The 20,836-nt window shown below is 35.8% G+C and carries 16 protein-coding genes and 1 riboswitch; of the genes, 14 read left to right on the top strand and 2 right to left on the bottom strand.

The genetic code is table 11. The annotated features are described in order from the left end of the window. The first annotated feature begins 27 nt into the window (after positions 1–27). The 8 genes from porD to EL260_RS25090 all read left to right on the top strand — a co-directional run bounded on the left by porD (position 28) and on the right by EL260_RS25090 (position 7,825). Complete coding sequence (gene porD / locus EL260_RS25120) at positions 28–933, top strand: type IX secretion system protein PorD (protein ID WP_123858242.1); 906 nt, start codon at positions 28–30, stop codon at positions 931–933. Between the two features lie 139 nt (positions 934–1,072). Then, on the top strand, positions 1,073–1,246 hold the full coding sequence (locus EL260_RS25770) for a hypothetical protein (protein ID WP_164466577.1): 174 nt from the start codon (positions 1,073–1,075) through the stop codon (positions 1,244–1,246). Between the two features lie 328 nt (positions 1,247–1,574). Continuing rightward, positions 1,575–3,224: a DNA repair protein RecN gene (locus EL260_RS25115; RefSeq protein ID WP_123858241.1), complete on the top strand. Its 1,650-nt coding sequence runs from the start codon at positions 1,575–1,577 to the stop codon at positions 3,222–3,224. A 50-nt stretch (positions 3,225–3,274) separates the two neighbouring features. Next, complete coding sequence (locus EL260_RS25110; RefSeq protein ID WP_123858240.1) at positions 3,275–4,741, top strand: DUF5687 family protein; 1,467 nt, start codon at positions 3,275–3,277, stop codon at positions 4,739–4,741. A gap of 3 nt (positions 4,742–4,744) precedes the next feature. Next, a complete protein-coding gene (locus EL260_RS25105) occupies positions 4,745–5,473 on the top strand; it encodes an ABC transporter ATP-binding protein (protein WP_123858239.1) in 729 nt (242 codons plus the stop codon). A gap of 126 nt (positions 5,474–5,599) precedes the next feature. Then, complete coding sequence (locus EL260_RS25100; protein ID WP_123858238.1) at positions 5,600–6,160, top strand: RNA polymerase sigma factor; 561 nt, start codon at positions 5,600–5,602, stop codon at positions 6,158–6,160. Beyond that, positions 6,147–6,758: a hypothetical protein gene (locus tag EL260_RS25095; protein WP_123858237.1), complete on the top strand. Its 612-nt coding sequence runs from the start codon at positions 6,147–6,149 to the stop codon at positions 6,756–6,758. Before EL260_RS25100 ends, EL260_RS25095 begins: the two co-directional genes overlap by 14 nt. Before the next feature lie 29 nt (positions 6,759–6,787). After that, complete coding sequence (locus tag EL260_RS25090) at positions 6,788–7,825, top strand: porin family protein (RefSeq protein ID WP_123858236.1); 1,038 nt, start codon at positions 6,788–6,790, stop codon at positions 7,823–7,825. An 82-nt stretch (positions 7,826–7,907) separates the two neighbouring features. Here EL260_RS25090 and fumC read toward each other — a convergent pair whose 3' ends face one another. Further along, positions 7,908–9,302, bottom strand: a complete 1,395-nt coding sequence (gene fumC, locus EL260_RS25085; RefSeq protein ID WP_123858235.1) for a class II fumarate hydratase — start codon at positions 9,300–9,302, stop codon at positions 7,908–7,910. A 198-nt stretch (positions 9,303–9,500) separates the two neighbouring features. Here fumC and EL260_RS25080 point away from each other — a divergent pair, with 198 nt between their 5' ends. Together EL260_RS25080 and EL260_RS25075 are read left to right on the top strand one after the other, a co-directional pair. After that, positions 9,501–11,108, top strand: a complete 1,608-nt coding sequence (locus EL260_RS25080; protein ID WP_123858234.1) for a fumarate hydratase — start codon at positions 9,501–9,503, stop codon at positions 11,106–11,108. A 170-nt stretch (positions 11,109–11,278) separates the two neighbouring features. Beyond that, on the top strand, positions 11,279–11,566 hold the full coding sequence (locus EL260_RS25075) for a hypothetical protein (RefSeq protein ID WP_185145889.1): 288 nt from the start codon (positions 11,279–11,281) through the stop codon (positions 11,564–11,566). A 93-nt stretch (positions 11,567–11,659) separates the two neighbouring features. On the opposite strand, the gene EL260_RS25070 is transcribed toward EL260_RS25075, so the two are convergent. Beyond that, complete coding sequence (locus EL260_RS25070; protein WP_164466576.1) at positions 11,660–12,523, bottom strand: helix-turn-helix transcriptional regulator; 864 nt, start codon at positions 12,521–12,523, stop codon at positions 11,660–11,662. A gap of 144 nt (positions 12,524–12,667) precedes the next feature. On the opposite strand from EL260_RS25070, the gene EL260_RS25065 reads away from it, so the two are divergent. From EL260_RS25065 to EL260_RS25050, 4 genes are all read left to right on the top strand, one after another. Next, positions 12,668–13,696, top strand: coding sequence for a T9SS type A sorting domain-containing protein (locus EL260_RS25065; RefSeq protein ID WP_123858232.1), 1,029 nt, complete (start codon positions 12,668–12,670; stop codon positions 13,694–13,696). 199 nt (positions 13,697–13,895) lie between these two features. Continuing rightward, positions 13,896–16,730: an alpha-amylase family glycosyl hydrolase gene (locus tag EL260_RS25060; protein WP_123858231.1), complete on the top strand. Its 2,835-nt coding sequence runs from the start codon at positions 13,896–13,898 to the stop codon at positions 16,728–16,730. A 98-nt stretch (positions 16,731–16,828) separates the two neighbouring features. Beyond that, a riboswitch (SAM riboswitch) is annotated at positions 16,829–16,933 on the top strand. Positions 16,934–17,027: 94 nt separating this feature from the next. Further along, entirely contained in the window at positions 17,028–19,472 is a 2,445-nt protein-coding gene (locus tag EL260_RS25055; RefSeq protein ID WP_123858230.1) for a TonB-dependent receptor plug domain-containing protein, read from the top strand. 7 nt (positions 19,473–19,479) lie between these two features. Beyond that, positions 19,480–20,778 carry an APC family permease gene (locus EL260_RS25050; protein ID WP_123858229.1) on the top strand — a complete coding sequence of 433 codons (1,299 nt, stop codon included), beginning with the start codon at positions 19,480–19,482 and terminating at the stop codon, positions 20,776–20,778. Positions 20,779–20,836 lie beyond the last annotated feature (58 nt).

Below are 20,836 nucleotides of genomic sequence, written 5' to 3'. Positions count from 1 at the left end.
TTAAAAAAAAACAATAAGCATCTCCATATGAAAAAAATTATAAGTTTATTTTTTCTGTTATTTATCTGTAATCTTGGTTTTTCCCAGGAGTTGTTGGCAACTGTTCAGGTAAACTCCCAGCAGATAGGAGGAAGTAACCAACAAGCCTTTAAATCTTTGGAAAAAAGCCTTAGGGATTTTATCAACAATACCAGCTGGACGGGGAAGAAATTACAGAACTTTGAAAAAATCAAATGTGGTTTTTCCATTGTCATTGCTGAAAGAGATGTTAACAAATTCAAAGGAAGTATCGTTGTACAGGCAGTGCGTCCAGTATATAATACTACGTATGAGTCTCCTTTACTGAACCTTCAGGATCAGAGATTTAATTTTGAATACATTGAGAACGAAAATCTTATTTTCAATGAAAGACAGTTTTCCGGAAAGAACCTTACTGATGTAATCAGTTTCTATATTTATCTTATTTTGGGTTATGACGCAGACAGCTTCCAGTCTATGGGAGGGACTCAATGGTTTTCAAAAGCTCAGCAGATTGCTCAAAATTCTCAAAACAGAAACTATGACGGCTGGAATACAATCAACGAACCGAGAAGCCGTACTATATTAATCAATGAAATTATGAATCCCAACTGGAGCCAGTTGAGATCTACCATGTATACTTATCACAGATCAGGAATGGATAATCTTTTTAACCAGGATCAAACTCCGGGTAAAAAAGTGATTTTTGATGCCCTTATGCAGCTTAAGATGTATGAGAATACTTTCCAACAAGGGTTTTTCTTCAATCTTTTCATGGATACAAAGAGCGATGAAATCTTCAATGTTTTCAATTCCGGTAATAATGGCGGACTTATCCTTAATGATCTGAAGCAGACTATGATCATTCTTTCTCCTAAAAATAGTGATAATAAGTGGAATAAGTGGAAGGTTTAGAATCTTTCTTATATGAGAGGTGAATGCATGAAATGGCTCCGTTGTTTTTGGGATAATGATTTTGAATTTTTCATTGGTGTTTGATATTATTTTCTATATTTGTTATTATAATACTTAATTATTACTAAATCTTAATATTATGAAATCAAAAATCAAATCACAAAAGTTAACCAGAGATCAACAAAAAAACATTTTGGGAAGTGGTCCAATCTCTTACGGATGCAGTGGCTGCTGCTTGTGGGCAACTCAAGACGGTGTAAGAACATGTGTAGGATATTATCCTCCTAACAGAGATTGTACTTGCATGGTTTAAAATATTGTATTGAGATATATATGAATTGATCTCAATTCTAATAAAGATAAAAGCCATATAAAAACAGGAATTGTATTTGTAGTCGGCTGTAATTTTAAGAGTAATCCTCAAAAGCCTCAGATCGCTTTAAGGATTACTTTTTTTAATATGTTTATTAAGCTATGTTGGGTTGTTATTTCAGTATTGTGATTTTTGAAACTGGTCTAATGGTAGGTTTTCCCCGTTTCAATATGGAGATTTAAAAATTTCACAGGATTGCCATTCTCAGATATTGAATACTGACTTCTAAAGTTCTATATTTGCATTTAAAGTAACTCGTCGTTTATCCATGCTTTCAAGAATTTACATTAAGAATTTTGCCCTGATTGATACCCTTGAAGTATCATTGAATAACGGTCTTCAGGTAATTACCGGAGAAACAGGAGCTGGGAAATCCATTATTTTGGGTGCATTGCGCCTTATTCTCGGAGAAAGGGCAGATGTAAAATCAATCTCAAAAGCAGAAGAAAAAAGTGTTGTAGAAACTGAGTTTGCATTAAATAATCAATTCAAGAAATTCTTTATTGAAAACGATCTTGATTATGAATTGCAAACCATTATCAGAAGAGAAATATTACCATCCGGAAAGTCAAGAGCATTCATCAATGATGTTCCGGTAACGCTGGATATATTGAAAGAACTTTCTTCTCAATTAATTGATATTCATTCTCAATTTGAAACTTCCAATCTTTTTACCTCAGAATATCAGTTTAAAATCATTGATGGACTTTCTGAAAATAAAAAGATCATTGATGATTATCAGCAGGAGTTTTCAGCGTTTCAGAACTTGAAAACATTGCTGAAAAAGTTGAAAACACAACTTTCAGAAGCCAATAAAGAAAGTGATTATAAAGATTTTCTGCTTAACGAACTTGAAGAATTAAAACTGGATGATGTAGACTATGAAGATATTCAAAACCAGTTATCTATTCAGGAAAATGCAGGAATGATCTCTGAAAATGTAAGTCAGATTCTGTCAAGGTTCCATCAGGAGGAAATTGGAATTCTTTCATTCTTTAATGAAGCCAAAGCTAAGCTTTCCAGAATTGCGGGTATTTCAACCAGTTTTGCTGAATTGGATCAAAGACTTGAAATCTCATTTGTAGAGTTAAAAGATATTATTTCCGAGTTGGAACATGAATCAGAAAAACTGGAGATCAATCCGGAAAATATTATCGTTCTTACCGAGTTGAATAACAAAATCAATGCTTTATTCCTTAAACATAATGTTTCAGACCTTACTGAGCTGATTGAGATCAGAAATGAACTTGCAGGAGATCAGAAAGGAGCTTCAGAGCTGGAAGCACAAATTATTGAAACTGAAGACAATATTACTATAAAAGAAAAGTCTCTTCAAATTTTAGCTGCAAAACTTTCCAAAAACAGAAAAAAAAATGTTCCGGTTTTTATTAAAAAAGCAGAGGGACTTCTTAAAAAGCTAGGTCTTGAAAAAGCGAGAGTAGATATAGAATTGCAGGATGCTGAAGAGTTTAATCTATTTGGAAAAGAAAATATCCAGCTTTTATTTCAGGCCAATTCAGGGTTTCCTTTAAAGCCTATTCAGACAGCTATTTCCGGTGGGGAAAGATCAAGGGTGATGTTGGCGGTAAAAAAGATCATTGCAGAAAGTGATGAGTTACCAACATTGATTTTAGACGAAATTGATACCGGAGTTTCAGGAAAAGTAGCTGAAGAAATCGGAAATCTTATGCGTGAAATGTCTGAAGATATGCAGCTGATTGTTATTTCCCACCTTGCACAGGTTGCAGCCAAAGGAAATGATAATTATAAAGTGGTAAAGCAGGATATTGCCGGGAAAACTCAATCTACCATCATTCCACTGAGTGATGGTGAAAAACTGAATGAAATTGCACAGTTGCTTTCAGGAAGTAAGATTACTGAAGCAGCTCTTGCTCAGGCTAAAGAACTTATTGGCTAAGAGGCTGTAACGTTTTTTACCTTATAGTTACTAATGTAAAAAACTCAACTATGTTTCTAAAGTTCCTTAAGCTAGAAATTAAAAGCTTTTTTCGTGGTACCTCTTTAGGGATCAATCTTACCATGAAGATTTTAAGATTCATTGCGATTCTTTATTTCATGGGTTGTCTTACTGGTGGGGCCTTTCTGGTCTTTATGTATGTACAGGAAGAAATGCATCAGGATCCTTTAAAGATTGTTTCCAAATTCTTACTTATAGGCTGGGTGGCAGATTTAGCCATTAAATATCTCTGGCAGGAAATTCCAACGCAGAATATTAAGCCCTTTCTTACTTTGAATATTAAAAAGAGAACCCTGGTCAATTATCTTTTAGTAAAAACCTTTTTTTCAGCCTTCAGTTGGCTGAACTCTCTCTTTTTTATTACATTTTCTGGAATTGCATTATTTCACGGCTATAGTGTCGTGGGAGTTTTGTCGTGGCTGATTGGTATTTCATCATTATTTTACCTGAATAGTTTTATCAATATTTTTCTGAACAGTACAGAAAAGATTGCCATTGCTGTGGCGATAGTATTTGCGATAGTAGGCGCGTTAGGGTATTATAATATTATCCCGGTACTTTCTTATTCAGAAATGACCTTCTATAGTCTTTATGAAAATCCATATCTTTCACTGATTCCTATTGCTTTGTTTGCCCTATTTTGGATCTTCTGTTTTAGGTATATCCGTAAAGAATTTTATCTGGATCAGGGACTTGAGGCTAAAAAATCAGTAGGAAAAACAGAAAATATTGCATTTCTGAATAAATATGGCGTCATAGGAACGTTCATCAATAATGATATTAAAATGTTGAAGCGTAATAAAGTAGCCAAAGGGATTCTTTTGGGAAGTTTTATGTTTCTTTTCTATGGATTGCTGATGTATACTTCTAAAGCTTATAAAACTCCGGCAATGACTATGTTTATGGGACTTTTTGTAACCGGTGGTTTTCAGTTTCTGTTTGGACAAAGAGTTCCTGCGTTTGACAGCTCTTATTACCCTCTGATGATGACCCTGAATGTCCCTTACAAAGAATATTTAAAAGCCAAGTGGTGGCTGATGAATATTGTGACTGGAGTTTCAATTATTATAGCCGCTGTCTATACTTATTTTGGATGGGAAATTTATGTTACTTTTTTTGCTGCCGGACTTTATAATATTGGAGTGAATTCACAATTTACCCTTTGGTCCGGAGCCTTTAATAAGACTCAGATTGATCTTAATTCAAAAGAAAAAAGATTTGGCCAGAAAAATAGTTTCAATCTAAAGTCAATGTTGTTGATGATTCCTAAAATGTTGCTTCCTATGGCTGTATTCGCCGGTGCAAAATCCCTTTTTGGAATTACGGCAGGCGTTATAAGTATTGCCATAATGGGACTGATAGGATTTTTACTGCGGGAAAAAATCTCTAACATCATTGTAAGGCATTATAAAAGAGAAAAATACAGCACATTAGATGCATTTAAAAATAAAGACTAAGCTATGATCACTATCAATAATTTATCTAAAACATACGGAACAGCAACCGTTCTGAACATTGAACATCTTGAAATTCCTAATGGTGAGACTTTTGGTCTCGTAGGAAATAATGGGGCTGGGAAAACGACTCTTTTCAGTTTAATGCTAGATCTTATTCAGGCAAGTACAGGTTTTGTAAGCATTGATGGAATAAAAGTAAATGAATCAGAGATCTGGAAAAACAAAGTTTCCGCATTTGTAGATGATTCCTTCCTTATTGGTTATCTGACTCCGGAGGAATATTTTTATTTCATCGGTGAATTGAGAGGACAGAATAAGGCTTCCGTAGATGATTTTTTAAAGCCCTTTCACGATCTTTTTAACGGTGAGATCCTTACATCCGGTAAATATATCAGGGATCTTTCGAAAGGGAATCAGAAAAAAGTAGGAATTGTAGGAGCCATTATTGGAAATCCTGAAATCATTATTCTGGATGAACCATTCGCTAACCTGGATCCCTCTACCCAGATCAAGCTTAAAAATCTCATCAAAGAATTATCAAAACAGGACGGTGTAACTTTTCTTATTTCCAGTCATGATTTATCCCATACTACAGAAGTTTGCGACAGAATTGTAGTGTTAAACAAAGGACAATTAGTAAAAGATATTCAAACAACACCTGAGACCCTGAAAGATCTGGAACAGTATTTTTCAGATCAGGTATCCGGCCCGAATGAATTGGCCGGATTATAAATTTAAAAGTCAGGAACGTTCTATTTCCTGTCTTTTTTTACCATTCAAATAATTCAAAGTAAAAATATTTTTTTTTGTGTAACCTTTTACAATTTTGATTGTCATTATAGTAGAAACAGTATTAGAATGAAATTTTTGTTCGGAAATAAAAAAGATGATTTGTTGAGCCTTCTGAAAAAACAGGATCCGGCTGCACAGAAGCTTTTCTATGAACAGAATGTAAAGAGATTTCTAAGTGTGGCAAAAAGTTATGTAAGTGACTTGTACCAGGCGGAAGATTGTCTTATTAAAGCATTCTGTAAAATATTTAAGCATATAGAAAGCTTCAGGGAAGAAGCAAATCTGGAAAGCTGGGCAAGGAGAATTGTTGTAAATGAATGCTTGAACTTTATTAAAAGTCATAAAACGGTATTTTATCTCGACGAGATCAATCAGTCTTTTCAGGAAGATATTCATGAACCGAACATTGAATTTGATTTTAATGCACAGGAATTGCTGGATCAGTTGCCGGATGCTTACAGGATGGTTTTCAATCTGTATGTATTAGAAGGCTATTCTCATCAGGAGATTGCTGATACCTTGCAGATTTCTCTTGCAGTGAGCAAAACACAGTTGTTCAGAGCAAAAGAAAAATTAAGAAAGATCTACTTTCAACAACAAAAAAAATTGAAAAATGAACACGTCTAAAGATAATTTTGAATGGCACATCAGAAAACAGATTGAAGAACGGGAAATTATTCCTTCCAGAGATTTGTGGTCTGAAATTGAGCTGCAATCCGAAAATAAAACGATCACAGGATCAAAAATAAACTGGTTTTTAGTCGCTGCATGTATTGTGCTAAGTTTCAGCTTAGGAACGGTTTTATTTTTACTGAAAGACTCATCATCTGTTCAACCCGAATTGGTAAAGAAAACACCGCAACATGATGTGGAACAAGTAATCACTATGCCGGAGCAGGAGCCTGCTCAGCTTGCAGAGAAGAACAACACAAAGAAAGAACTGAAAAACACTTCCATTCCAAAAGGAACTGAAGAGATAGCAGCTTTACCTATAACGAAAGAAAGTAAATTGAGCTCCAAAGAAATAATGGCTGAAAAGAAACTTGAAATACTTCAAATTCAGACTCCTAAAATTCTTGCAAAGACAGACTCTTCAAAAGTTCAGATAAAAAAGAAAAAATATGTGGATCCCTCCACACTTCTCTTCTCAGTAGAACATAAAGATGTGATTGAAAAAACAAAAGGTGGAAGCAATGTGGCTACTATAGAACTGAATACTAAATAATTATCTCCAAATAATAAAAAAATAATAACATGATCAAGAAATTAATCGTAATGGGAATGGTGTGCCTTGTTTCGACATCATTTTTTGCGCAAAAGAAGTTCAATATCAATTTGTCTAAAAAAGATACTGAAGTAAGCCCTATTGTGAAAGAGAAAGTTGAAGAATATGCAACAAAAATTAATGCAATTATTCAGGAAGAAAAGAAATTGATGGGTGAAGAGATTGAGGTATTGAAATCCAGAAATCTTGATACTGCAGATTTTAATAGAGAAAAAGCTCAGATTGCAGACCGCTATTCAGAAAAAATGGATAAAAGAATTGAAGATCTTGGATTTGATCTGGATGAGGTCATCCAAAAGCAGGTCAGATATTCACTTTTAAATACTGATGTGAACTCTAATGAAGAACTTAAAGCAAAGCTGTTAAAGAAATTTCGCCCAACGAGAAACCTTACCGGATATTTTTCTTATGGTGTAATGACGCTTACCAATAATCTGCCAGATAATGAGTTAGATAAGAATATAGGATACGCTAATAATCTTGAATTTGGATTAAAGCTAAACTATCAGCTAAGCAGAACAAGCCCGTGGGCAGTAATTTCCGGATTAGGATTTTCATGGAGGACCATTAGAATGGATAATAATATGTTATTTACAAAAGGTCCGGAGTATGGAGTTGCTCTTGAGCAATATAACGGAAACCTGAGTAAAAATAAATTGAGAACAGGCTATATTATGGTTCCGCTAGGAATGCAGTATAATTTTTCAAAACTTAAAAATGGAGGAATGGATATTCAGTACCGAAATTATTACAGAGGGTTCAAAGTAGGAGCCAATGTATACGGAGGAGTGAAAATGACGACCAATAATATTGTAAAAGGAAACGAAGGCGAAATAAGAAACAAAGGAAATTATCAGGTAAATCCTTTTGTGTATGGAGCCCAGCTTACCTTTTCGTATAACAGTATCAGTGTATTTGTGAAGAAAGATTTTAGTAATTTCTTTAAAGACAATTATTTTAAAAATGATAAAGCTCTTATTTTCGGAGTTTCTATTGGAATAGAATAATACTTATTCATATCAATTAAAAAACACTGGAGAAAGCTCTCCAGTGTTTTTATTTAAAGTCTATGAATGAAAATTAGAATTGTTATTTCAGACTGCCTACCATATCTTCAGGTTTTACCCACTCATCAAACTGTTCCGCAGTTAAAAGGCCAAGGTTAACGGCCTCTTCTTTGAGAGTTGTTCCATTTTTGTGGGCTGTTTTTGCAATTTTTGCAGCATTTTCGTATCCAATATGAGTATTTAAAGCCGTTACAAGCATTAGAGATTTATCTACAAGTTCTTTAATTCTCTCGTGGTTGGGCTCAATACCTACAGCACAGTGGTCGTTGAATGAAATACATGCATCAGCAATAAGTTGTGCAGATTGAAGGAAGTTATAGGCCATTACCGGTTTGAAAACATTCAGCTCGTAATTACCCTGAGTTCCTGCAAAAGAAATCGTCGTGTCATTCCCTAGAACCTGTGCACAAACCATTGTTAAAGCTTCATTTTGAGTAGGATTTACTTTTCCAGGCATGATGGATGATCCAGGTTCGTTTTCCGGAATATAGATTTCCCCAATTCCTGAACGAGGTCCGGAGGCCAGTAATCTGATATCCTGAGCAATTTTGAATAAAGAAACCGCAAGTTGTTTTAAAGCGCCGTGGCTTTCGACAATCGCATCATGAGCGGCTAATGCTTCAAATTTATTCTCAGCTGTAATAAACGGATGGTTAGTAAATTTTGCAATATATTCTGCGACCTTTACATCGTAGCCAGCGGGTGTATTTAAGCCTGTTCCTACTGCGGTTCCCCCCAAAGCAAGTTCAGAAAGGTGAGGGAGTGTGTTTCTTAAAGCTCTTAATCCAAATTCCAATTGAGCAACATACCCGGAAAACTCCTGTCCCAATGTAAGTGGAGTTGCATCCATTAAGTGCGTTCTTCCGATTTTTACGACATCTTTGAAAGCTTTGGATTTTTCAGCAAGCGTATTTTTTAATTTTTCAACCGCCGGAATGGTAACTTCCACTACTTTTTTATAGGCTGCAATATGCATAGCCGTTGGATAAGTATCATTGGATGATTGGGATTTATTCACATCATCGTTTGGGTGAATTTCAGATTTCTCTCCTAATGTTCCGCCATTATTCACATGAGCACGGTTAGATACTACTTCATTCACATTCATGTTTGACTGAGTTCCTGAGCCGGTTTGCCAGATCACCAGAGGAAACTGGTCATTTAGTTTTCCTTCAAGGATTTCATCACAAACTTTAGCGATCATGTCTCTTTTTTCAGAGGAAAGAGCTCCCAAATCAGTATTGGTGTAGGCTGCAGCCTTTTTTAAATAGGCAAAAGCCTCAATAATCTCGTGAGGCATAGATCCTTCAGGACCAATTTTGAAATTGTTTCTTGAACGTTCGGTCTGCGCACCCCAAAGTTTATCTGCAGGTACCTGCACTTCTCCCATGGTGTCTTTTTCTATTCTGTAATTCATTGTGGTTGAAATTTTATAGTATTTTTATTCCTGAAGCCTTGTTTTTATCTTTTTTGGCTTCATTATTTGATTAGTATAAAGGTACTTATAAACTCAAAAACTCGCAATTTATAATCATTATAAATATCAATTTTAATGACTGATTTTGCTCATATTTTTTTATTGGAAGCCGTATTTTTGTACAAACAAAAAAATTGAATGGAATTTAGATATCAGGATCCGTATCCAATTCAGAAAGATGATACGGTGTATAAAAAGCTTACATCAGATTATGTAAAGATTGAAAAACTGGGTGACAGAGAAATTTTAACAGTTGACCCAAAGGGATTGGAATTATTGGCTGAAGAGGCTATGGCAGATGTTTCTTTCATGTTGCGTTCTTCACACTTAGAAAGCCTTAAAAGAATCATTGATGATCCTGAAGCTACCGATAATGATAGATTCGTTGCTTATAATTTATTACAAAATGCTGCTGTAGCGGCTGAAGGAGCTCTTCCTTCTTGCCAGGATACAGGAACGGCAATCGTAATGGGTAAAAAAGGAGAAAACGTTTATACAGGAGTGGATGACGGTGAATTCTTAAGCCGCGGAATCTATAATACGTATCAAAAAAGAAACTTAAGATATTCTCAGGTGGTTCCTTTAACGATGTTTGATGAGAAAAATTCAGGATCTAACCTTCCGGCTCAGATTGATATCTATGCTAAAAAAGGAGATTATTATGAATTCTTATTTTTAACAAAAGGAGGAGGTTCTGCGAACAAAACATTTCTTTACCAAAAAACAAAATCTTTATTAAACGAGAAATCTCTTGAAGAATTCGTAAAGGAAAGAATCTCAGATCTTGGTACAGCAGCTTGTCCGCCCTATCACTTAGCATTGGTCATTGGAGGAACTTCAGCTGAAGCGAACCTTGCCGCGGTGAAAAAAGCTTCTGCAAAATACTATGACAACCTTCCAACAGAAGGAAATGAAGCCGGTCAGGCATTCAGAGACCTTGAATGGGAAGCGAAAGTTCAGAAAATCTGCCAGGAAAGTGCTATTGGAGCACAGTTTGGAGGAAAATACCTTACCCACGACGTAAGAGTAATCAGACTTCCAAGACACGCTGCTTCTTGTCCGGTAGGAATGGGAGTTTCATGTTCTGCAGATAGAAATATCAAAGGAAAAATTACAAAAGACGGGATCTTCCTTGAGCAGTTGGAACAGGAACCAAAGAGATTCTTACCCGCTACACCGCCACACCTTGAAGAAGCTGTTGAAATTAACTTGAATAAGCCAATGCCTGAAATCCTGGCTGAGCTTTCAAAATATCCGATCAAAACTAGACTAAAACTTAACGGAACTCTGATCGTAGCAAGAGATATTGCTCATGCTAAGATCAAAGAAATCATCGACAGCGGAAAACCAATGCCGGAGTATTTCAAAAATCACCCAATCTATTACGCAGGACCTGCAAAAACACCAGAGGGAATGGCTTCAGGAAGTTTCGGACCTACAACAGCAGGGAGAATGGATGTGTATGTAGATGAATTCCAAAGCCATGGCGGAAGTATGATTATGCTGGCAAAAGGAAACAGAAGTCAGGATGTTGCCAATGCTTGTAACAAATACGGAGGTTTCTACCTAGGATCAATTGGAGGACCTGCTGCTATTCTGGCAAAAGATAATATTGTATCCGTAGATGTAGTAGATTTCCCTGAGTTAGGAATGGAAGCGGTAAGGAAAATTGAAGTAAAAGATTTCCCTGCATTCATCATTACCGATGATAAAGGAAACGATTTCTTTGCAGATCTAGCTCATTAATCAGACAAAAAGACCTTGAGAGCGGAGATATGAGCTGTTTATATGAGCCTCAAATCTCCTTTCTCACCGTCTCAAAATCTATATAGAATTAAAATAAATTAAAAAATAGAGCCGGTATCTTTTGTGTAAAAAAGAAAAAAGCTTTATTTTTGCCTAAAATCTTTAAGAGAATGATAACTATTTTATCAGCATTTTGGCCGTTCTACCAGTTCCTTTGGACTGTATTCTTTATTACTATGTTCTTAGTAGGATTCTGGTGTATTTTTATGTTCTTCGGATTAGTTATCCCAATGTGGCTAACTGAAGGTTTGAAAGAGTACTTCGGAAAAGTGAAGCCTTTCGATCCTGAAGATATCAGAAGAAAGCTTGTTACTGAGCAGGAAGGTGTAGAAACTATTTACAGCCAGCCTAAAGGAAACGGACCTTTCCTTCATCACGATCACGGACATCATCATTAATTGATTGTCATTGCTTTTTCACCTGAATTCTGAAAAAGTAATATCAAAGCAAAACAACATATATAAACCGCTTAATTTTTTTAAGCGGTTTTTCTATTTATTATTCCTCAGATGCTCCGGAGATAGCCCAAACTTCTTTTTAAAAGCACGGGTGAAATTCTGAAGATATTCGTAACCACACTCTATGGCGATTTCTTTAATCATAATGTCTCTGTCTGTAATCAGTTTTCGGGCTTTAAGCATTCTAAGTTCAGAAATATAATGACTGATTGTAACGTGATATTCAGTTTTGAATTCTTTTCTGATGAGGTTTTGATTGACCCCAATCAACTTTCCAATTTCCTCTGCTTTAATATTCCGGTGATAATTTTCATCAATGAATTTTTTTGTCATTTCAGGAATTTTTGATCCTGCCTCCATGTTATTCTTTTCGTTAAACTGCTCAAAAATAAGAATTAGAAGTTTGATAATTTTTGCTTCAGTAAACAACTTCTGCATAACTCCCTTTTTAGAATAAGCTAAAATTTCTTTTAAAATTATATGCATTTCAACGGTCATATTTGGGGGAGTAGATTTTTGGAGAAAAATAAAGTTATTATGGATCATATTCTCCAGAATTTCTGCCCCTTCTTTGTTGGTTTCCGGATTGATAAGGTTTAAAATATATTGATAATTAAGCTGGATATGCAGATACTTTAAACTTTCTTCGTTGTTAGTCCATAATTCAGCTTTATTTTTCTGTGATGAATAATGGAGGATGTACTGATTTTTCTTGAATAAGAATTGGGTATCACAATCATGAGCCTTCAAATAAATATCCGGACTTAATAAGAATAAAAGATTGAAGCTTGAAGTAGATTCAAGCAAATATGATCCTTTAGATGCAGAAGAACTCTGTATACTAATTTCAATATTCTCCGATCTGAAAACCACCTCTTTTTCCTGTTGATCCCCCATACAACACATTTTTACAGCCATAGTACCACTTAAAGCTTCCTTTATAGGATAACTAAAAATTCGGAAATGATAACCCGGAATTAATTTTGAAAGGTACTTTTGCGCAAAATTAAATTAAATTTAGAATAATTAAAAATAATATTTATGATTAGAGATTTATATTTTGCAGTGCGAAATCTGGGAATTGGAATATTGCTGATGGGAGGAAGTGCATTAAGTGCCCAGCAAAGCTGCAATAATACAAATCCGGGAAATAATGCTGGGGATTTGGGGTGTGTAACCTTTACATATCAGGGGCAATTAGTTACTTATACTACGGTAAGGACTGCGGATGGAAAAATCTGGCTTCAGCAAAATCTTGGAAGTGAAAGGGTTGCGGAGTCTATAGATGATGAACAATCTTACGGAGATTTGTTTCAGTGGGGAAGATGGGATGATGGGCATCAATTACGGGCTTCTTCTACAACTTCTGTACCTGCTGTTAACTCTCCGAATGGTCTAGAAGGAGGATTCTTTATTACAGGATCTCCTGCATGGTGGTCTACTAATGGGCTCAATGATAAATGGGCTGGTACTGGTTTTTCAGAAGTAGCAGAGTCGGTGGGTATTGATCCATGTAAAGCAATAGGGGATGGCTGGAGATTGCCCACTCAGGCAGACTGGACAGACGCTATTGAAGTTACAGGAATTCATTCACCAATAAAAGCATATGCAGGATTTTTAAAATTACCTATGGGAGGTTTCCGTAGTTCATCCAATGGAGGTATTACTTCTGCAGGACAAAAAGGATACTTCTGGAGTTCTACTCCTACTGGTATTGGAGGAAAATATTTGTACATAGGAACTACCATTACTAATGCCTCTGCGGGAGCTTCACGAGGACAAGGGTCTTCAGTAAGATGTATGAAAGTAGAGTCAGAACTTGGAACTTCTGATCTCAATTTGAAGAAAAAAACGGTTGAGGTCTTTCCAAATCCTGTGAAAGGAATTCTTACGGTAAAAAGTACTTCTGTGATTGAAGGAATCAAGATCATTAATGCTGTTGGGCAAAGTATAATGGCTCCATTCTCAGATAATCAGATCAACATGAATACTCTTCCCTCTGGTTTATATATGATAGAGTTAAAATTAAAGAACGGAGAATCTGTGGTAAAGAAAATTATGAAAGACTAATTTTTTTAACATTTGAATCAATATATCTGTTAGATTTCCGTTACATACGATAGTTCATTACAATTACTTTTATTGAAAGGCTCATGGAATTTTTTTCATGGGCCTTTTTTATGCTATGTTGATCCTTGTTTAATCAAAAAAAGAATAAAATCATCACTGCAAAAAAGAAATTAATATTATATTCGATAAAAATAAAGATATGAAAAAATTCTATTTTGTTGTTTTGTTGATCATTACAACGGTTGTTTTCGGGCAGATTAATTATACCATTTCACCCAATCCGTTTAATGAAACAGATGCAATTACCCTGACAGTTCCAGGCGATCAGATTGATGAATCGGTCTGGGGAGTAACTAATCATTCAATTTATATGTGGTCCTGGTCCTTTGATACCAATTATCAGAACAGCCAGGATTGTCCAACCAACGGAAGCTGGAACAACTCCAATGAATTGAATAAGCTTAATTACAATATTTCAACAGATACATATACTCTAACATTAACGCCAACGGCTTTTTTCGGTAGAACAGGAATCGGAAGATTTGGATTTTTATTAAAGGATAAAACCGGATCACATCAGACTTCACCTGATATTTTTGTGAATGTAGGGGTACTGAATTTAAATTTAACGAATCCAACTGCAAACAGCCTTACAACAGTTCCAACAGGGAATTCAATTAATATTACGGCAACAACGAACGTTAACGCTACTTTTCAACTTAAAGCCAATGGGGTTGTAGTAAATTCTACATCTACACCCTCTCAGTCTTATTCCTATAATTACATGGTATCTCAAGACGCGAATATGGAAGTAATCGCCACAGAGGGAAGCAGCTCAAAAAATGTAACATTTATTTTACAGGTTCCCCGAAATGTTGTTTCTGAAGCCATACCAGGTTGGATCAAACAGGGAATAAATTATGATCCGGCAGATCAAACGAAGATTGGGCTTGCTTTGTATGCTCCTCACAAAAACTTTGTCCACGTGATCGGAAGTTTTAATAACTGGGTTGTGAATGATACCTATCTGATGAAAAGAGATACCGCTAATCCCGATCTTTACTGGATTGAATTAGATGGATTAACTCCACAACAAATGTATACGTTCCAATACAGGACTAATGATTTGAAAAAAGTGGCTGACCCTTATTCTCCTCAGATCTTATCATCTTATGATGACCAGTGGATTTCATCTTCTACCTATCCGAATCTTCCGGCATTTCCGGCGGGACAGGATTTTGAGGTTTCAACATTCAAAACGGGGCAAACTCCTTACAACTGGCAGGTGACCAATTTTCAAAGGCCTGCAAAAGAAGATCTTATGGTATATGAGTTGTTGTTAAGAGATTTTACACAGGAAAAAAACTGGCAGTCTTTAATTAACAAAATTTCTTATTTAAAAAATCTAAAGATTAATGCCATTGAATTGCTTCCTATTATGGAATTTGAAGGAAATCTTTCCTGGGGATATAATACCTCTTTTCATTATGCTTTAGACAAAGCTTATGGAACACCTGAAAAATTCAAAGAGTTTGTTGATCTGTGTCATCAGAACGGGATTGCTGTCATTCTTGATATTGCCTTTAATCATGCAACAGGGCGTTCTCCTTTGGTAAGACTCTGGAATATAGATCCGGATGGTGATGGTTACGGAGATGTGGGAGCTAATAATCCTTATTTCAATCAGGTTCCTAAACATTCATATAATGTGTTTAATGATTTTAACCATACCAGTCCTTCAACTCAATACTACGTTGAAAGGTGTCTTCAGCAGTGGTTAAAGGAGTATCGTATTGATGGGTTTCGTTGGGATTTGACAAAAGGCTTTACGCAAAACTGTTCTGAAAATGATGAAAACTGTACAAATGCTTATCAGCAGGATAGGGTAGATATTATGAAGAACTATGCAGACAGACAATGGGCACTGGATCCTAATTCTTATATGATATTTGAGCATTTGGGAACTGATGCAGAAGAACAGCAATGGGCCAATTACAGAGTGGCCGAAGGAAAAGGAGTAATGCTTTGGAATAAACAAACAGAGCCTTATAATCAAAATACGATGGGGTATAAAGATAATAGCAATTATGACCGCATGAATCACAATCTTCATGGTTTTACCGATATGCGTGCTGTGGGATATGGAGAAAGTCATGATGAAGAAAGGCTGATGTTTAAAAATCTCGCTTATGGAGCGATCAATGGAAGTTATAGTGTAAAGAATTTAAATACGGCTTTGGAAAGGATGAAAACATTTGGAGCTACCTTCTTTACCATTCCCGGTCCTAAGATGATCTGGCAGTTTGGAGAATTAGGCTACGAATTCAGCATCAACCGATGCACGGATGGTAGCATTAACAATGGATGCAGAACTGATGAAAAACCTGTAGCCTTCACATTAGGATATGATACCGATGCCAACAGAAAGGCAGTTTATGATACTTGGGCAAAGATTATTGATATCAGAAATACCAATCCGGTATTCAAATCAAAGACTTACACCATAGAGTCAAACAATCTTGCCAATGATCCTGATGGGCTTATCACAAGAATTTATGTATATGACAATACAATCAACGGAATGAAAAACGTAGTAGTTCTGGCAAATTATTCTACTGCTGTACAAAATGTTGTTCCTTATTTTCCTTATGCTGGCCAGTGGAAAAACCTGATGGATGATACAGTTTCAAACATCGCTTCAACAACAGCTCCTATCACTTTACAGGCCGGAGAATTCAGAATTTTTGGAAACTATGCCGGTGCTTTATCTACGTCTGATGTGAATGCTGCAAACAAGCTATCCCTTCAGATTGCTGATAACCCGATCAAAAATGGTGTTGCAAAATTAATATTTAATAAAGCCAGAAATGGAGAAATCATGATCTTCGATAGAAGTGGTAAAAAGTTGGATTCATTTAAGTTGAATAAAGAAAATGGGACTTATGAACTAAGAGTCAATTATCCGTCGGGAATGTATCTGGTTCATCTGAAATCAGAAAACGGAATGGCTATTGAAAAAATGATCGTGAAATAAATACAAAGGCAAATTGGCAATTCAGCGAATTTGCCTTTTTTCTTGGTAGTGATTATCCGCTTTTTGCATATTTGAAAAATTAGTCTACCTTTGCACTAGATTTATCAAGAAAGGTGGAGGGATTTGGCCCAATGAAACCTTAGCAACCTACACGATTCCAAAAGTGTAAAGGTGCTAATTCCAACCCGATGGGGAGATAAGTGAAGTCAATATTTCTTATACGAATTCCATTTCTTGAAGTCTTGTGTAGCTGCAGAATCATCTGCGGAAGAATATTATTAATTGGCAAGAACAAAGATGAAAAAATTAAGCACCGCTCTATTACTGCTAGGGACAATTTTAGTCGCTGCCCAGGAGGAGGAGGAAAAAGGAAAACAAATCGAAGACATTATCATCGTCGGAAACCGTAATGTTAAAAGAACAAAATTGGAGACGCCGGTTCCTGTAGATGTAATCAATATTGATAAAGTCCAAAGATCATCTCCACAAATGACGGCTCAGGACATTCTGAATTATGTGATCCCTTCATTTAATGCTGTAAGACAGTCTGCTTCTGATGGAACGGAGCATATTGATCCTGTAACACTAAGAGGAATGGGGCCGGATCAGGTGTTGGTATTGCTTAACGGGAAGAGAAGACATACGACTTCCCTGGTAAACTATCAGAATACGGTAGGAAATGGATCTGTAGGAACAGATTTAAGTACAATTCCTGTCATTGCTATTGAAAAAATTGAAGTGTTAAGAGACGGTGCAGCAGCACAATACGGTTCTGATGCCATTGCAGGAGTAATTAATATTATTCTAAAAAAGAATGCAGGCGCTTCAGCAAGTTTAACTTATGGATTAAGCGGAAGAAATGATGGTGATACTTACCAGGCCGGCGTTAATTATGGAACTTCTTTGGGTAAAGATGAAGGTTTTATCAATCTTTCATTGCAGCTAAGTCACAGAGGAAAAACAACGAGAACCCAAAATCACGATCTTGATATTTTCGGAAATAATTTTGCCTACGAATTTGCAGATAACCCAGATATTGCAAGACAAAATGATGATGATGAAATAAATAAAAGAGGATTAACAAGAGACTATTTTAATTTCCAGATCGGAGATGCCCAAATCAGACAAGGGCAATTGTTTTTCAATGCAGAATACCCTTTGAACGATAACTTTAAATTCTATTCCTTTGGTGGTTTCAGCATTAAAGAAGGAAAAGGGTATGGTTTCAGAAGACTTCCCAATGAAGATTTTAATATTGTTAAAGAAATATACCCTAACGGTTTTCAGGCAGTTCTGAATTCTCAGATCTACGATATTTCCTATGCTGTGGGTGCGAAATATAATGTTAATAATTGGCTGATAGACCTGAGTAATACCTTTGGGAGCAACACCTTCAATTATAACGTAAGCAATACCAATAATGCTTCTTTAGGTATAAAATCACCCACCCGATTTTATGCAGGAGCTCATAGTTTTCTACAAAATACCATTAATCTTGATGTTTCAAAAAAGATAAAGAACTTCAATATTGCATTCGGAGGAGAATTCAGGTTTGAACAATATCAGATCAAAGCAGGAGATGAAGCTTCTTATACCCAATATGATGAGAATGGAAATATTGCTACAAAAGATTCTAAAGTGATCGGGGCAGGAGGTTCACAATCCTTTATTGGTTTTTCAACAGATAATGCCTTAAAAAAAGACAGACATGCAACAGCGGTGTATGCTGATATTTCCTATGATCTTGCTAAGAAACTGAATATTGATGCTGCTGCCCGATTTGAAAACTATTCAGATTTTGGAAGTACCCTGAACGGGAAGTTGGCTGTAAGGTATGAGTTTGTGAAAAATTATGCAGTAAGAGCAGCCGTAGGAACAGGGTTTAGAGCGCCATCACTTCAGCAGCAGTATTTTAATAACTCTTTTGCGGATATTTCTACTTCAGGTGATGGAATTGTAAGGAAAGGAATTTTTAATAATGATAGCCAAGCCGCACAGGTTCTGGGATTTGATAAATTAAAACAAGAAACATCTGTAAACGGAAGTGCGGGATTTACCTTACAACCTGCCAAAGGCTTATTCATTACGGTAGACGGATATATCATTAAAGTGAAAGACAGAATTGTCATTACCAGCAATATCACAGATTCCAGATTATCTGATATTTCAGTAGTAGGAGAAGGAAATGCAGTAGAAAGCGGCAGATTCTTTGCCAACGCGATTGATACGGAAACAAAAGGAGTAGATGTAGTGGTTTCCTATGATTGGAAACTGGCAGGTGGAAACTTAAATATCAATCTTGCCGGAAACTATACAGAAACAAAAATTACAGACTTTCATTTTCCTGAACATCTGGGAACGCCTCAGAATGAATTTTTTGGCCCGGATCAGATTAATATTATTGAAACTTTATCCCCAAAAACAAAAGCTTCATTAGGGTTGACATATGGAATTGGGAAATTCAATTTTCTCGTAAGAAATACCTATTTTGGTAAAGTCATAAGAGACGGATTTCCTTTCGGAGAGGTTCAGGAGTTTTCACCAAAGGTGGTTACCGATATAAGTGTAGGGTATGATATTACAAAAAATATCAACTTTACGGTAGGAGCTAATAACGTATTGGATGTTTTCCCGGATCTTCAGATCTATAAAAATTCATATTATGGAGTGTTTAAATATGCACCGGTTCAAATGGGTACATTGGGAAGCTATTTCTTTGGAAGGCTTAATTTTAATTTTTAATGAGTAAATGAGTACTGCTTCACATCAGATTGGCTGGAAAACAGCCGCAGCTATTGTCGTTTCCAATATGATAGGGACAGGGATTTTTACAACCCTGGGATTTCAATTATCAGATATTACCAATACCTACAGTATTTTCCTGTTATGGATAATCGGAGGAATTCTGGCGCTGTTCGGAGCTTTCTGTTATGCGGAATTAGGCTCCCATTTTAAAGGAAACGGCGGTGATTTTATTTATCTTAAAGAAACGTATCATCCTTTATTTGGATACCTGATAAGTTGGATTTCCTTAATTATTGGGTTTTCTTCACCAGTCGCATTGGCAGCTTTAGCCATGTCGAAATATCTTTCTGTATTTGATTATTCATTCGGAAATGGCTTTGCGATTGCAGCGATCTTTTTGGTAGCTATTTCCTTGTCGTTCAGTTTAAAGACTTCAAGCCGGTTCCATAATTTTTTTACATTTATCAAAATTGCTTTTATCATTATATTGATAATTTTGGGTGTGGGATTATCAGACTCTCCACAAATAGGAAATAGTCTGAATTTCAGTGACAGCTGGCAGAATGAAATGATGCTTCCTGCCTTTGCTACCTCATTGGTTTTTGTTACCTATTCCTATACCGGATGGAATTCAGCGTCTTATATTGCCGGAGAAATAAAGGATGTTCAGAAGAGTCTTCCTAAATCACTGATTATAGGAACCGTTTTTGTGACGGTAAGTTATATTCTGGTAAACTATATCATGCTGAAACATGCTCCGGTAAGTCAACTGGCAGGAAAAGAAGATGTAATGGGTGAGGCTGCGGTGAATATGTTTGGGATTTCCTTGGGAAAAATTGTCAATATTTTTATTGCATTACAGCTTATTGCAACAATTAGTGGATACTTATGGGTAGGTTCAAGATTGACTCAGGCCTTTGCAAAAGATACCCGTATCTGGAAACCTCTTTCAGTAGGAAATAAAAAAGGAATTCCGGTGAGAGCGATCTTTGCTCATGCAGTTATCGCGACCATCATAATTTTAACAGGAAGCTTCAAGGAGATTTTTGTATATACCGCATTTATCCTTCAATTATTTGCCAGTTTAGCAATTTCGACGGTATATTTTCTAAAAAAGAAGGATAGAAAAATATTTAAATCTAATGCTTTTTATATTTTTCCGACTGTTTTTTTACTATTCAGTTTTTATATCCTTTATTTTACCTTTATTCATAACCCCAAAGAAAGTTTAATAGGACTAGGAATTATTGCTGTAGGACTCATTTTATATTGGATTGACAGAAGACTTTCCAAAGGAGTTTAAAGGAATATTGAAAACCTAAAAAAGAGGACGGGCCAATTCGTAAAGAGATCTTTTTATT

It is taken from the genome of Chryseobacterium nakagawai (assembly GCF_900637665.1).
Lineage (GTDB): Bacteria > Bacteroidota > Bacteroidia > Flavobacteriales > Weeksellaceae > Chryseobacterium > Chryseobacterium nakagawai.
This window is presented reverse-complemented; position numbering and strand designations above follow the sequence as displayed.

What these genes read in the sequence shown, in the direction of transcription:
- porD (WP_123858242.1), top strand. Translation starts at nt 28, where the DNA reads ATGAAAAAAATTATAAGTTTATTTTTTCTGTTATTTATCTGTAATCTT.
- EL260_RS25770 (WP_164466577.1), top strand. Translation starts at nt 1,073, where the DNA reads ATGAAATCAAAAATCAAATCACAAAAGTTAACCAGAGATCAACAAAAA.
- EL260_RS25115 (WP_123858241.1), top strand. Translation starts at nt 1,575, where the DNA reads ATGCTTTCAAGAATTTACATTAAGAATTTTGCCCTGATTGATACCCTT.
- EL260_RS25110 (WP_123858240.1), top strand. Translation starts at nt 3,275, where the DNA reads ATGTTTCTAAAGTTCCTTAAGCTAGAAATTAAAAGCTTTTTTCGTGGT.
- EL260_RS25105 (WP_123858239.1), top strand. Translation starts at nt 4,745, where the DNA reads ATGATCACTATCAATAATTTATCTAAAACATACGGAACAGCAACCGTT.
- EL260_RS25100 (WP_123858238.1), top strand. Translation starts at nt 5,600, where the DNA reads ATGAAATTTTTGTTCGGAAATAAAAAAGATGATTTGTTGAGCCTTCTG.
- EL260_RS25095 (WP_123858237.1), top strand. Translation starts at nt 6,147, where the DNA reads ATGAACACGTCTAAAGATAATTTTGAATGGCACATCAGAAAACAGATT.
- EL260_RS25090 (WP_123858236.1), top strand. Translation starts at nt 6,788, where the DNA reads ATGATCAAGAAATTAATCGTAATGGGAATGGTGTGCCTTGTTTCGACA.
- fumC (WP_123858235.1), bottom strand. Translation starts at nt 9,302, where the DNA reads ATGAATTACAGAATAGAAAAAGACACCATGGGAGAAGTGCAGGTACCT.
- EL260_RS25080 (WP_123858234.1), top strand. Translation starts at nt 9,501, where the DNA reads ATGGAATTTAGATATCAGGATCCGTATCCAATTCAGAAAGATGATACG.
- EL260_RS25075 (WP_185145889.1), top strand. Translation starts at nt 11,279, where the DNA reads ATGATAACTATTTTATCAGCATTTTGGCCGTTCTACCAGTTCCTTTGG.
- EL260_RS25070 (WP_164466576.1), bottom strand. Translation starts at nt 12,523, where the DNA reads ATGGGGGATCAACAGGAAAAAGAGGTGGTTTTCAGATCGGAGAATATT.
- EL260_RS25065 (WP_123858232.1), top strand. Translation starts at nt 12,668, where the DNA reads ATGATTAGAGATTTATATTTTGCAGTGCGAAATCTGGGAATTGGAATA.
- EL260_RS25060 (WP_123858231.1), top strand. Translation starts at nt 13,896, where the DNA reads ATGAAAAAATTCTATTTTGTTGTTTTGTTGATCATTACAACGGTTGTT.
- EL260_RS25055 (WP_123858230.1), top strand. Translation starts at nt 17,028, where the DNA reads ATGAAAAAATTAAGCACCGCTCTATTACTGCTAGGGACAATTTTAGTC.
- EL260_RS25050 (WP_123858229.1), top strand. Translation starts at nt 19,480, where the DNA reads ATGAGTACTGCTTCACATCAGATTGGCTGGAAAACAGCCGCAGCTATT.